We start from the raw sequence: 13,671 nt of genomic DNA on the forward strand, positions 1-13,671 counted from the left end.
AACTATTTTTACTAACATAACACGAAAGCAACCGATATTCTTGCAAAAAAAAATGCAGTAATCCTGCAACTATTTGTCATGGATATCCTCTAAAAATAACATACGCTACATGAAAAACCCAAACCGCTTCACCCAAATTTTCTACTGTTTATTTGTTGGAATCTTAGCCTTAGGATGTTCAACTTCTAAATCGGTGGTAGCAAGTCCAACGCCAAATTTGGAAATTGACATCATCCCAAAGCCTCAGGTGTTAACTATTGACAATGGGGTGTATGAAGTGCCAAAACAGAATACAGTGTCCTATTCCGGAACGTCTCAAGATGCAGCCGTTTTGCTGAACACATTACTACAATCCGTAAATGTGAGTAGCAACATACAAGCCACATCTAATCGTGCGAATTTTAAACTGATACAAGACCAAGCTTTTGCCCAAGAATTAGGTGATGAAGGCTATATTTTAGATATCAAAAGTAATGGTGTCACACTAACCTCAGCGGGAGCAGCGGGACTGTTTTACGGCATCCAAAGTCTGAAGCAACTTCTACCTTCAGGTGTGGAAAATGGAGCAATAGCTTCTAAAAATATAGTGTTGCCACAGCTTCACATTAAAGATGTTCCAAAATACAGTTGGAGAGGAAATATGATTGATCTGGCGCGTAGTTTTTTTGGTGTGGATTATTTAAAACAGCACATGGACCGAATGGCGTTTTATAAACTCAATCGTCTTCATCTTCATTTAACCGATGATCAAGGTTGGCGATTGGAATTAAAAAGCAAACCCTTACTGTCAGAAATTGGCGGGAAAAGCGCGGTTAAGGGTGGCAGATCTGGATTTTTAACCACGGAGGATTATAAAGAATTGCAGGCTTACGCAAAAGAGCGACACATTGTAATTATCCCTGAAATCGATTTGCCGGGACATATTTATGCGGCTTTAGTGGCGTACCCAGAACTTAATTGTGAGGAATTGACCAACCTGAATCCGAAAATGGCCACGCCTCCAGATTTTTATGATGGCTATAAAGTAGGGTGGAGTAAATTATGCCTTACTAATCCGGCGGTTTATGATTTTGTAGCTGAGGTTTTAAAAGAAGTTTCAGAATTGACTGATGGTCCTTGGGTGCATATTGGCGGTGATGAAATTGATGATGACCTTTACGAAACTTTTGTGGTTAAAGCCGATTCTATGGTCAGAAGCTATGGAAAAGTGCCGATTGGATGGGAGGAAATGTCTAAGGCTGATGTGAGTAAAGAATTTATCAGCCAACGCTGGAATGCCAAAACCACTCCAAAACATAAATCGAAAGTCATCGAGTCAATTTGTACCAGTTTTTATTTTGACCATGCGAATGTCACCGGGCAGGAGCAAACCAACAATTGGTGTCAGAAAGCAGGTGTGTCTTTGGAAGATGTGTACCATTTTAATGATAAGGAAGACGAAATTATTGGTGTGGAAGCACCTGTTTGGTCAGAATTGGTCCTTACGGATGCCATGATGGATAACCGTCTATGGCCACGGTTAATGGCCGTTGCAGAAGTTGGTTGGTCGGCTTCACATGACGATTTTAATGATTTCCTCAAACGCCTACGTGCCCATGAATCGAGGTTGGAAGCGCTTAATATTGAGTATCATCCATTGCCTGAGCTTAATTAAAAATTAATGTCATTTCAGTAGATGAACATCATAATCCTTCAAAGTGAGCAGATTCTTGTCTGCCATTTTGAAGGATTGTGTATGTAAATCACATAAAAATCCCAAAACAGAATATCAAATCCTCCTAATTTAGGTTGTCTGACAAATTTAGAATTCCTGAAATCATCCAAAATCGCCTAAAATCTGAACGAATTACGATATTCTATTTGCATTTGTTGAATGTTTAAAAATGCACGTTTTGCACTCTATAACTGCAAAACAGAAAAAAAACAACGAACAAAATTAACATTTACTTAACTTTTTTAGAAGTTTTTCCGCAATACTCACAAAATTTTCTTAATATTATACTACGAAAATTGTCGCAACAACATTTTAAATAATTGAAGTGTTGAACTAAAAACAATAATGGTGTAATTAATAGACTTAAAATTATGGAAAAACGATTACTCTTAATTTTACTCTGCTTTATCGGGTTTCAGGCATTTGCCCAGGAGCGGATTTTGACCGGAGAGGTTAGTGATAAAAACGGAATCCCGGTTGTTGGGGCCTCTGTTTATATCAAGAACACGACCAAAGGTGCCGTAACGGATTTAGACGGTAAATTCTCATTCAGTGCCCCAGATAAGAATGACGCCGTATTGGTAATTTCATCTGTTGGGTTCAATACGCAAGAAATTACCATTGGTGCCAACGCCACCTTTAAAGTGACACTTTTGGAAAATCTTGAAGATTTGGATGAGGTAGTCGTAACGGCACTCGGTATTAAACGGGAGAAAAAAGCGCTTGGTTATGCCGTAACCGAAATAAAAGGTGCAGTTATTGCCGAAACACAACGTGAAAACTTCATTAACGGATTGGCAGGAAGAGTTGCCGGAGTAGAGGTCAATAGTACTTCTGGTCTGCCAGGATCTTCGTCTTCAATTGTTATTAGAGGAATCAGTTCTTTAAGTGGTAATAACCAACCGTTATTTGTGGTAGATGGATTGCCAATCAGTAACAACACCACCTCAACGTCAGTATTTGCATCATCACTTAGTGGGTCGACATCTTTTGAAAACAGAGGGATTGACTTTACCAATAGAGGTGCGGACATTAACCCTGAAGATATTGAGTCGGTTACCATCTTAAAAGGACCGGAAGCGGCTGCGCTATATGGTATTGAAGCGGCGTCAGGTGCAATTGTCATCACTACTAAAAGAGGTAAAGCTGGTAAAACACGCATCGATTATAGCAATAGCTTCAGAATGGATAAAATTGTTGAATACCCAGAAATCCAACAGGTTTATGATAGAGGCGCTAACGGGTATACCAATGAAGGGAATGAAGAGCTGTACTATTTTGGTGAGCCTTATCCTGCAGGAACACAGTTTTTTGATAACGTAAAAAACTTCTTCGGCAATGCCTACACGCAAAAGCATAACATTTCTTTTTCTGGAGGTAGTGAACAAACACAATATAGAATTTCTGCATCGCATACCGATGCTGAAGGATTTGTGCCTACCACAGGATTGGAGAAATTAAATATTTCGTCTTCTGTAACAACGGAGTTGAACAGATTTATCTCGGCTGATGTGTCTTTTGATTACACCCGTTCTGATAACGATCAAACCTTTAGAGGTTCAGGCGGACCTTTATTACACTTATTGTTATGGCCATCAACGGATGATGCCAGCAATTATTTGACACCTGGTGGCGATCGTAGAGATTACGCAGATTATTCAAATGCCGTAGAGAATCCATTCTTTAATGTGAACAAGAATATTCTTAATTCGCTAACCGATCGTTATAAATTGAATACTCAAGTTACCATAACGCCATTAAATTGGTTAAAATTTGTAGGACAGGTAGGGGTCGATTATTTCACTACAAAAAATACGATTGTTAGACATCCACAATCCAATTCAGGAAAAGACTTCGGCGGAATCTTCGATCAGGCCTTAGTCACCACACGAAATCTTACATTTCAATACTACGGACAAATTACACCTCCAAAATTATTGAATGACAAGCTTGTAACGGATATTAAAGTGGGTAGTGCGGTTTATGATTATAACACATTTAGCGCTGCTGCTGGAGGTCAAAACTTTCAAGCGCCAGATTTATGGTCCATTAACAACACTGAATTAAGTACGCATAGAGCGTTTAATAATTTAACTGAACGTCGTTTGGTTGGTGCTTTTGCGAGTATCAACGCGAGTTATGACAACATGCTGTTTTTAACCTTAACTGGTAGAAATGACTGGAGTTCTACATTGCCAGTTAAAAATAATTCATTCTTCTATCCTTCCGCAGGGTTGAGTTTCATTTTTACAGAACTCGACGCGTTCAAAGGTAAGAGTGATGTGTTAACTTACGGTAAATTAAGAGCTTCTGTGGCTCAGGTGGGTAAAGATGCGAATCCTTATAGTATACGTCCATTTTATACCAATGCTTTAACTACTGGCGGCGGATTCAGATACGGATTTACAGGACCTAGTTTAGATTTAAGACCAGAGATGACAACGTCTTATGAGTACGGACTTGAACTTAAATTCTTCAAAAACAGATTAGGGATTGATGCGACGTATTTCAACAAGAAATCTGTAGATCAAATTGTTCAAAATCTACGTTTGAGCTACGCTACAGGATTCGTATTAATGACGTTTAATGCGGGCGAGATTCAAAACGAAGGAATCGAGCTTCAGTTGAATGCAACACCTATTTTAAATGATAATTTCTCATGGGATATTTTGGCAAACTTCACCCAAAACTGGAGTGAGCTTGTAAAACTTCCTGGTGATGTTTCAGAATTCTACAACTCTGATACGTGGTTATACGGAAACGTGCGTGTAGGATCGAGAGTTGGTGGTCCATTAACAACGTTTACGGGGTATGATTACCAAAGAAACGATAATGGTGATGTGTTGATCAATCCTTCCAACGGATTACCGCTTCAAGATACGAGCGAGTGGATTGTTGTTGGTGATAGAAACCCAGACTTTACAGTAGGTCTTACCAATACGTTCAGATACAAAAACTTCTCATTGAACTTCTTACTGGATTTCCGTGTTGGCGGCGATGTGTATAATGCAACAGAGCATTACTTAACTACAAGAGGTTTAAGTAAGCGAACGTTAGATAGAGAAGTACCACGTATTGTTACGGGGGTTTTAAAAGATGGAAACGAGAATTCAGGAAACCCTACAACAAATAACATTCCTATTGACTTGTACCGCAATTCAAGCTATTGGTCTTCCATTTATCCACACCAAAGTTTTATCGAAAAAGATATCAATTGGATGCGTTTAAGAGATGTCACCTTTAGCTACAACTTGCCATCAAGCTTTTTGGACAGCACTAAATTCTTAAGATCAGCGAGCGTATTTGTAACAGGAACGGATTTGTTTTTGTTCACTAATTATTCTGGACTCGATCCTGTAGCAAATGGAAATTCTGCTGCAGTTGGAGGCGCTGGTGGAGCAGGGTTAGATTATGGTAACTTCCCGTTACCAAGAGGATTGAATTTTGGATTGAGAGTTGGATTTTAAATTAAGAGAGCGATGAAAAAAATACTATACACATGTTTAATGATTGCCGGCACACTTACATTTTCAGGTTGTGACGATTATTTAGACGTAAATACAAACCCAAATGGTCCGGATGCACTGTTGCAGCCCGAGCTATTTCTACCACAAATCCAGTCTGAGTTAGCAGTAGCAATTCAGTGGGATGGAAGGTTCACTGGTTTTTACACCCAAAACTGGGCCTATACCTCAGGAGAATCTTATTCTTTAAACCTGCATAGTAATCCACTGTCTGATTCTTATGCGCAGCTGTGGAGAGCCGTTTACTGGAGTATGGGCTATAATTTATCTGATATGATAGAAAGTGGCCTTAAAAACAAGAAATATGATTTTGCAGGCGTAGGCTACATTTTACGTGCCTATGGATGGCAAATGCTAACTGATTATCACGGTCCTGTAATTGTTACGGAAGCTTTTGATTCTGACAGACGCGTTTTTAATTATGATGATGAAGCGACGGTTTATGCAGAAATTCAGCGATTGTTAGCCTTAGGGATTGAGCAATTGGACCGTACCGATGGATTAAGTCCGGCAGATTCTGGATTGAGCCAAGCCGATTTAATTTACAATGGCGATCGTGAGAAATGGAAGCGTTTCGCTTATGGATTATTGGCCATCAACGCACACCGATTAACAAATAAGGGCACATACAATGCTGATACTGTTATAGGTTATGTTGATAAAGCGTTATCAGGAAATCAAGACGATGCGAGTATTCGTTTTGATGGTATCGTAAGTGCAAATACTAATTTCTTCGGACCACTGAGAGGGAATATTGGCTACTACCGTCAAACCAAATTTATCATGGGCTTATTGGATGGTACCAATCCTGAGCTGACCGATCCTAATTTAATTGGCGCCGATCCGGTATTTAATGATCCTGAAGCGCATCTTAAAGATCCTAGAATTACAGCAATGATGGCACCATCGCCAGACGGGCAATACCGAGGGATTTCTCCTATAACCGGAATCAATGAATGGTCGTCAGCGGAAGCAGCTATGGTTCCTAAGAATTTCTGGAATGTAGCTGGCTATTCGGGAACAACGCCATCACCTCAGATTTATTTCTTTAACAACGATGCGCGTTTCCCATTAATGACCTATGCGCAATTACAGTTTATCAAATCTGAAGCGGCATTTCTTTCCAACAAACCAGATGTGGCCTTAATGGCGTATCAAGCCGGGGTGAAATCGCATATGGATTTTGCAAAACAATATGCGCCAGATCCTTCAGTGTTTGAAGCCCGTAAAGCGGCCTATTTAAGCAGTGAAGAGTTATTTCCTGTAACGACCAGTGAGTTGACACTTTCTAAAATCATGTTGCAAAAATACATCGCCACTTGGGGATGGGGCTTCTTTGAAACATGGTCTGATATGAGAAGATACCACTATGATATTGAAGCTACAGATCCGGTGTATAAAGGGTTTGAATTGCCTGATCCATTATATATCACGAATAACGGCAATCCTGCCTACCGCGCAAGACCGAGATATAATTCAGAATATATGTGGAACAAGGATGCACTGGAGGTTCTTGGAGCTTATGAGGAAGATTATCATACTTACGAAACTTGGTTTAGTAAACCTGAATAATTAAAACATTATGAGAAAAGCAATCAATAAATTAATAATACTATGTGCGGTAAGTTTGGTGTTTACTGCATGTGATGAGAATGCCATCCCTGAAATTACAGAGCCAGTTTCTGACACCGCAACCTTTGTGAAGTTTTTTCTTCACGCTGAAGATGCACCGGCTGTAAATTTCTATTTGGATGATAAAAAAGTGAGTGCCATAGCGTCGAGTTCTTCTGATGAAGAGCGTGGCAATAGCTACGGTTCTGTATTTCCATCCAATGCGTATGCCTTGATTCCTTCTGGAACCTTCAATTTGTATGCGAGAGATTTGGAGGGCAATGTGATCGCCACCAATTCGGTAACCTTTGATGCTGATAAACATTATTCAGCATATTTGGGAGGTACGGCAGAAAGCGGCTATGAGATATTTACTATTGTAGACCCGCTTCCGGCGCCAGATAATGTAAAAATCTATTGGAGATTTGTAAATACCATGTCCAATATGCCATTTTCAGTAGATGTGTATGCGGTAAAAGCGGCTGTGCCAGCCACTGAAACGACGCCTGCAGAACCTGTTAAAATTATCAACTTAGGTATGGATTTGGACTATAAGGAAGCAGGGGAGTATAAGGAATTGGAACCTGGCAGATATAATTTTAGAGTGTTTGCATCAGGAACAGAGTACGAGGTTGAAACCTCTACACCTTATATCCAGAACACCCTCACCTTGGCAAGTAAAGGTCGCGTGTACTCTACGCAAATTAGAGGTTCTTATAAAGAAACGCCGACTTCCAAAAATATAGATTATTGGAGAGAACGTTAATTAGCCTAATTATGATTCTTATTAAAGAAAGAGACACGTGTTGTGCCTCTTTCTTTTTTTATAAACGCATTTTGTCCGTTGCCACGGCATTTTGAAATTTGTCTCATTTTAATTCACAATCCTATGTCCTTCAATTTTAAATCCACCACCATCCTTTTACTGTGTCTTACAGTATTAAGCGCGTGTAAATCGTCCAAGCCTTTGGTTTCTACAAATGAGTCTACTGACCAAACCGTAACGTCCAGGCCTGAAGTGATGCGCGAATTTCGTGCCGCATGGATTGCTACTGTGGCGAATATCAACTGGCCAAGCCAACCCGGTTTAACCCCAAAAGAACAGCAGGATGAGGCGATAGCACTGTTGGATCTGTTAAAAACGCATAACTACAACGCTGTTGTTTTTCAGGCGAGACCGCAGGCAGATGCCATGTATCCGAGCCAATTGGAACCTTGGTCCTTTTTCTTGACCGGAGAGATTGGAAAAGCACCAGAACCGTTTTATGATCCGTTGGAGTTTTGGATAAACGCCGCGCACGACCGTGGCTTGGAATTGCACGTATGGTTAAATCCGTACCGCGCGCACCATTTTGATGGTGGCGAAGTGACCGATAAGTCGTTAGTTACAAAGCACTCAGAATTTATAGTCGGATTAAAAAATGGCATGTGGTGGATGGATCCGTCCAAAAAAGCCACACAAGACCATTCTGCCGCGGTGGTAATGGACCTTGTAAAACGCTATGATATTGATGGCGTTCACTTTGACGATTATTTTTATCCGTATGCTTCGTATAATGAGGGCAAGGATTTTCCTGATGCTGAAAGCTATCAAGACTATTTAACTTCGGGAGGAACACTAGCGAAGGCGGATTGGCGAAGAGCCGCCGTAAATACGTTTGTGGAGCGTGTGTATACGGAGATTAAAGCAGAAAAGCCAGAAGTGAAGTTCGGGATTAGTCCGTTCGGGATTTGGCGTCCTGGCCATCCAGCATCCATTGCGGGAATGGATCAGTATAATGAGTTGTATGCGGATGCGAAGTTATGGTTGAATAAAGGGTGGATCGATTATTTCACCCCACAGTTGTATTGGAAAATCAATCAGTCGGCACAAAGTTTCCCGGTGCTTTTAGGGTGGTGGGAACGTGAAAACACACAGAAACGCCACTTATGGCCAGGCATGAGTTTGTATGCTGGTGGCGATGCGGCAGCTATTGATGAGGTTATCAATCAGATTATGATTACTCGCGGCATGGTGCCAGAAAGTAAGGGTACGGTGCATTGGAGTATCAAACCCTTGGTAACACACCCAAGTCTTGCACAAGCGTTGTTAGACGGACCTTACAAGCAACAGGCGTTGGTGCCTGCAAGTCCGTGGTTGGATCATAAAGCGCCGAAAGCCCCTGTGGTTACCACAAAAAAGAATGCTGATACAGTAACCATCACTTGGCAGCATACCGAGGTAAACGATGTGTTTCAGTGGGTCGTGTTTTATAAATACGGCACCCGTTGGACTTATAAAATATTGGACAAAAATCAGCGGACTTTTGAATTGGCCATGTATGCTGATGCCGAGAAAAAGAATGCCTTAACGGCCATTGGTGTATCTGCAGTTGATAGAACCGGAAATGAAAGTCCTTTTAAGGAGATTGTGATTCCTGCAAATTTGAGCAACGATTAAGGTGTTTCAAACTATTTAAAAATAGGCTATGCCTTTAAAACAAAATCCCTTGCCGAAGTGGCAAGGGATTTTTTATACGCTCTAAATTGTAATGCGGCAATCTCAACATCAAATTTAAGCACTGCCAATGTCTACAAATACTTCTTGTACAGATTATTGAGCACTTTTAAATCATAATCGGTGAGTGTGTCATTCACTTCCGTCTGAATAAAATGGAGTTTAAACGCTTTGATGGCGGCAGGTAAATTGCTCACATCATACCCGATAATTTTCAGGGCAACTTCTGGCGCTACATCCAATAACGGCGCTTTAATTGCTGTTGGTGCTGGCGTGATGTCCACCGCTTCATTCCCAATGTCTATAACATCTTGTGGGATGTTGCTACTCACCACAGCGCTATCTTCTATAGGCTGTAGCGGTTCTTCAAGAATATCATCATACCACAATCCGAAACCTTCTTCGGCCAATTTTTTCCAAGGAAAAGTTTTATTAGGGTCACTTTTACGTGTTGGTGCAATATCAGCATGGCCTATAAAATTGGCGGTCGGAATTTTGTATTTCTCTTTGAGGTCTTTTAATAATTCCAGCAGACTTTCAATTTGAAGCGGTGAGAATTCAGTAAATCCATTATTGTCCAATTCGATGCCAATAGAAGACGAATTGATATCGGTATTCGAGCCCCATTTGCCACTGCCACCATGCCAAGCGCGGTAGAGGTCGTTTAGCATGTGGTAAATCTCGCCGTTGGCGCCAATCACATAATGGGAGCTCACTTGAGTCCTCGGCAACGTAAAGGTTTTTAAAGTATGTTCAACGGAATCTTGTGCCGTATGATGGATGATCACTAAATTAGGCCTTCTAAGGCTGAAATTAGTGGTGCCTACCCACGTGTCCGCATATTTAGGAGCGCTGGCAGTACCAGGTGGCGGTGGCGGAAGGGCCACTAACACTTTACTCAATGCTTTCGATTGTTTTTTATGGGCTCTGTTGGTAGGCGCATACGGATTGCTTGCGCAGGACGCGAGCATAAAGGCCGTAGCGACTAGTAGGAGTGTGGCATTGTATGTTTTCATTTCTGTAATCAATTAGTGGTTCTATAAAAATGGTTATTCCGAGGTAATTATAGCTGCCGAAGCTCATCTAACTACTCTGAATTTGGGCTATAATAAAAAGAATGATCGGTCAGTACCTGGTAGTAAGTTTTAAACAATACACTTGTAAGTGGTAAGCAGTACGGGGTCCTAAACAATACAGTTTTGCCGCAACCCGAGCAGCTCTAGGCGGTAGCGTTTTCAATTTGCCCCGAAAACGCACACCAAAAAAAGGGGCTGGCACTCGCCCCGACCATTCCGCCTTTCGGCTTATGCTTTTAATACGGTGAGCCAATTGAGTTCTTGAATCTTACTGTCAAGTTCTCTAAAGGCGCGTCCCGTTTGATCCATTTCAACTTGGAGCTTTTTAATGTCGATGGTGGTTTTCAGATTCGTTTCGCCGCTATTATTAATTTGTGCCGCGTACCGAATGGTTCTGAGTTTCTCCGAAAGCATTTTTAGCGCATCCCGTTTGGCAAGGGCTTCCATAAGTGTGCCTTCGCCTTCAACGAGGGTGTCATTATTGGTTTTGTTGATGCGGACCACCAGAGTTTCTAAATCTTGAATGGCTTTTCTCAATTGCGCGAGTAGTTTATCCGGATCTTCTTGTGGTTGCTTATCGTCAGACACAATTAATACAGGTCTGATTCTGTTTTGAAGCTGCTCAATCTTTTTCAAAAGATCAGCTCTGAGCAAAAGCCCTTCAGCAAGTTTCATTGGTTTATGTTGTAATTCTTCCTGTTTTGACATTTCTAATAGTTTATTTTTTAATAAGGATTAACGCCACATCCAGCTGTAATATATAATAGTGGACTAAAATCGTGAGTCGCTAATACCCCTCAATGCTACACATTATTCTCTTATACTCCAAATTTCGTTAATAGGAGCGCCTTTGCTCGACAAGCCTTTGTGATGCCAATGGCCGTCAATCAATTCATAGTCAAACTGTAAACTGTTGCCCACACGCGAATTGTCTCTCGAAAAGAATTCGATGTGCTCCGTATAGGCGCCATTATTGCTGGTGTAGGTTCCGCCGCCGGTGCCCATAAATTGTTTAGTTTCTGTATTGTAAGCAATCCATTGGAATCGGGTGCCCGATAAAATTTTCATCGTTTTCCGTGGGCCACTCGTATCACGTGATTGAGCAGTCCCATCCACCACACGGCCAGACATTAACCAAGCACCTTGTAAGGCACCTGGAGTACCAGCATCAATTCTGTGAAATTTTAAGTTGCCTTCAGTGAGTTCCAATTCGGTATCACCAACACTCATCTTAAAATGATGTTCCGTACCAACACGCTCAGGAGCTTCAGTATCAAATTCGATGGTTTGTATTAAGGTATCACTTTCCAAATGCCATGAGCCACCGCTGGTCTTTATGAAAGTTCCTGTAGAAGTATAGGTGGTAGACGCGAAATACCCATCGGCATAAATAACTACGGTTTTTACGGCGTCGCCAGAGTTGGTAGTGGATCGGTTTTCCCAAGCACCCATAAGGCTTTGCGCATGCATCCCAAAGGACAACACTACACAACTGAGCACTAAAATAAGTTGTTTCATAATTTTAGAGAGTTACGTATTTCAAAAATAGTTAAAATGAGGCACATAAGTGCAGTTTTAGGACTCTAGCAATGGTTTTTGAGGTTTTTTTTGGCGATAAAAATCCGTGACAAAGCTGTTTGTGTGGTAGATTTCGGAAAATATTCATTTCTGATCACAAAAAAGAGGTGTTAGTGAAATATGCCTCAGGATGTGTTACGCCTTCAATTTACAGTTGTCAGAATCCCCTTTCTTAGAAAAAATCTTTAAAAATTTAAAATAATCGAAAATTACTTTGGAAGTGACGCAGGAATTCAATTTCTTACGATAAGAAAATTTTGCCACCCTATGGATAACCTCATTACCTTTTCAATTACCGTTTTTACCGGGTTTTTTGCGATTACCAATCCCATATCAAACATGACGGTTTTTTTATCCTTAACGCAAGGTGCGGATGAAACCACAAAACGAAAGATCAACAAAAAGGCCAATATTATTGCCTTTATCATTGTGACCGTTTTTATCCTATTGGGGAAATATATTTTTGAACTGTTTAATATCAGTATTCCTGCCTTTAAAATCACCGGGGGTATTCTTATTTTCTACATCGGATTTGAAATGCTACAATCCAAGAAATCCAATGTAAAGAACATCAAAGACGTCCATATAGATGAAGATATTGCGGTGTCTCCATTGGCAATTCCTATTTTGGCGGGCCCTGGCACCATTGTTACCGCCATGAACTTCGTGTCGGACGTTTCCACCGTGCAACTGCTTTTAGTGATTGCTATTTTCGGGTCGATGAGTTTATTAACCTACATCACCTTCAGGATTAGTAGGTTTATTGTGAAAGGCGTAGGCTACAACGTGATTTCTGTAATCGGAAAAATCATGGGATTAATTATCGCGATTATCGGTACCGGAATGATTATTGAAGGGATTAAATTATCTTTTAATTTGTTTTCTTAATTTAGAAGTGGGCAAGGGGTTTTAAGGGGATGATGGCAGCTTCAATTTTCTTACATTTCACCATTCCTAGAATCTGAAGTCAATTGATCAGACTGACTTTCTTTCCAGTTTTTATAATCTTCAATATCGCTAGAAAGCAATCGTATACAAAACGCGAATACAGCGGCGTCATCTATAAATCCAACTATAGGAATAAAATCTGGGATGGCGTCAATAGGAGATAATACATAAGCCAATGCTGCACCTATGGAAACAATGCTCAACCACGGAATTTGAGTATAGACACCTTTGGAATAATCTTTTATTAAGGAGAACAACAGCTTGAAATCCTCCCAATATTCTAAGAGGTTTTTGTTGTTTTTAAATTTAGATTTAAGGGCTTCATTATTTTTTATAAGGTTACTCAAATCTTCTTTCGAAAACTTTTTAGCCGCCTTTTCATGCTCCTCTTTAGCTTGTTGATTTGTAAACTTCATTCTGTTTATAAATTGGTTTAATGATAGATTTTATAGATCGTTTTGAGTAAAACGACTAAATTTTTATTCCATTGTGCCTGATACCTGAAATTGATGTTTTCAGAGTCTCAAACGCTCTGTTTTTTATGAAAATTACTTCAAATCTATGATTTTTAGTAGATGAAAAGAACAATTTAAAGCAATAATTTTAGAATGCCAATAAGCTTCCATTTCTAATATTTTCAGCATAGTCGTGGCATAATTTAATAAATGCGGAATTCCGCACAGGCATAAACGTGCTTCTACGTATTTTGTCGGAAATTTCGTG

At 40.4% G+C, this 13,671-nt stretch carries 10 protein-coding genes; 6 read left to right on the forward strand and 4 right to left on the reverse strand.

The genetic code is table 11. From position 1 onward, the window contains the following. Positions 1–109 precede the first annotated feature (109 nt). The 5 genes from Q0947_RS01420 to Q0947_RS01440 all read left to right on the forward strand — a co-directional run bounded on the left by Q0947_RS01420 (position 110) and on the right by Q0947_RS01440 (position 9,289). Complete coding sequence (locus Q0947_RS01420) at positions 110–1,654, forward strand: family 20 glycosylhydrolase (RefSeq protein ID WP_299390553.1); 1,545 nt, start codon at positions 110–112, stop codon at positions 1,652–1,654. Positions 1,655–2,085: 431 nt separating this feature from the next. Then, positions 2,086–5,181: a SusC/RagA family TonB-linked outer membrane protein gene (locus Q0947_RS01425; protein ID WP_299390554.1), complete on the forward strand. Its 3,096-nt coding sequence runs from the start codon at positions 2,086–2,088 to the stop codon at positions 5,179–5,181. Positions 5,182–5,193: 12 nt separating this feature from the next. After that, positions 5,194–6,810: a SusD/RagB family nutrient-binding outer membrane lipoprotein gene (locus Q0947_RS01430; RefSeq protein ID WP_299390555.1), complete on the forward strand. Its 1,617-nt coding sequence runs from the start codon at positions 5,194–5,196 to the stop codon at positions 6,808–6,810. A 10-nt stretch (positions 6,811–6,820) separates the two neighbouring features. Then, a complete protein-coding gene (locus Q0947_RS01435) occupies positions 6,821–7,615 on the forward strand; it encodes a DUF4397 domain-containing protein (RefSeq protein ID WP_299390556.1) in 795 nt (264 codons plus the stop codon). Between the two features lie 123 nt (positions 7,616–7,738). After that, a complete protein-coding gene (locus tag Q0947_RS01440; protein WP_299390557.1) occupies positions 7,739–9,289 on the forward strand; it encodes a family 10 glycosylhydrolase in 1,551 nt (516 codons plus the stop codon). Between the two features lie 131 nt (positions 9,290–9,420). Here Q0947_RS01440 and Q0947_RS01445 read toward each other — a convergent pair whose 3' ends face one another. From Q0947_RS01445 to Q0947_RS01455, 3 genes are all read right to left on the reverse strand, one after another. Continuing rightward, positions 9,421–10,362, reverse strand: a complete 942-nt coding sequence (locus Q0947_RS01445) for an N-acetylmuramoyl-L-alanine amidase (protein WP_299390558.1) — start codon at positions 10,360–10,362, stop codon at positions 9,421–9,423. 288 nt (positions 10,363–10,650) lie between these two features. Beyond that, complete coding sequence (locus tag Q0947_RS01450) at positions 10,651–11,130, reverse strand: DIP1984 family protein (RefSeq protein ID WP_299390559.1); 480 nt, start codon at positions 11,128–11,130, stop codon at positions 10,651–10,653. Positions 11,131–11,232: 102 nt separating this feature from the next. Further along, positions 11,233–11,940, reverse strand: a complete 708-nt coding sequence (locus Q0947_RS01455) for a membrane or secreted protein (protein WP_299390560.1) — start codon at positions 11,938–11,940, stop codon at positions 11,233–11,235. A 327-nt stretch (positions 11,941–12,267) separates the two neighbouring features. On the opposite strand from Q0947_RS01455, the gene Q0947_RS01460 reads away from it, so the two are divergent. After that, complete coding sequence (locus tag Q0947_RS01460; RefSeq protein ID WP_299390561.1) at positions 12,268–12,888, forward strand: MarC family protein; 621 nt, start codon at positions 12,268–12,270, stop codon at positions 12,886–12,888. Positions 12,889–12,938: 50 nt separating this feature from the next. Here the strand turns inward: Q0947_RS01460 and Q0947_RS01465 are convergent, their stop codons facing one another. After that, entirely contained in the window at positions 12,939–13,364 is a 426-nt protein-coding gene (locus Q0947_RS01465) for a YkvA family protein (protein WP_299390562.1), read from the reverse strand. Positions 13,365–13,671 lie beyond the last annotated feature (307 nt).

The organism is uncultured Gelidibacter sp. (genome assembly GCF_947500795.1).
GTDB lineage: Bacteria > Bacteroidota > Bacteroidia > Flavobacteriales > Flavobacteriaceae > Gelidibacter.

Coding starts and splice junctions, on each gene's coding strand:
- Q0947_RS01430 (WP_299390555.1), top strand. CDS start 5,194: ATGAAAAAAATACTATACACATGTTTAATGATTGCCGGCACACTTACA.
- Q0947_RS01450 (WP_299390559.1), bottom strand. CDS start 11,130: ATGTCAAAACAGGAAGAATTACAACATAAACCAATGAAACTTGCTGAA.
- Q0947_RS01440 (WP_299390557.1), top strand. CDS start 7,739: ATGTCCTTCAATTTTAAATCCACCACCATCCTTTTACTGTGTCTTACA.
- Q0947_RS01425 (WP_299390554.1), top strand. CDS start 2,086: ATGGAAAAACGATTACTCTTAATTTTACTCTGCTTTATCGGGTTTCAG.
- Q0947_RS01445 (WP_299390558.1), bottom strand. CDS start 10,362: ATGAAAACATACAATGCCACACTCCTACTAGTCGCTACGGCCTTTATG.
- Q0947_RS01435 (WP_299390556.1), top strand. CDS start 6,821: ATGAGAAAAGCAATCAATAAATTAATAATACTATGTGCGGTAAGTTTG.
- Q0947_RS01455 (WP_299390560.1), bottom strand. CDS start 11,940: ATGAAACAACTTATTTTAGTGCTCAGTTGTGTAGTGTTGTCCTTTGGG.
- Q0947_RS01460 (WP_299390561.1), top strand. CDS start 12,268: ATGGATAACCTCATTACCTTTTCAATTACCGTTTTTACCGGGTTTTTT.
- Q0947_RS01465 (WP_299390562.1), bottom strand. CDS start 13,364: ATGAAGTTTACAAATCAACAAGCTAAAGAGGAGCATGAAAAGGCGGCT.
- Q0947_RS01420 (WP_299390553.1), top strand. CDS start 110: ATGAAAAACCCAAACCGCTTCACCCAAATTTTCTACTGTTTATTTGTT.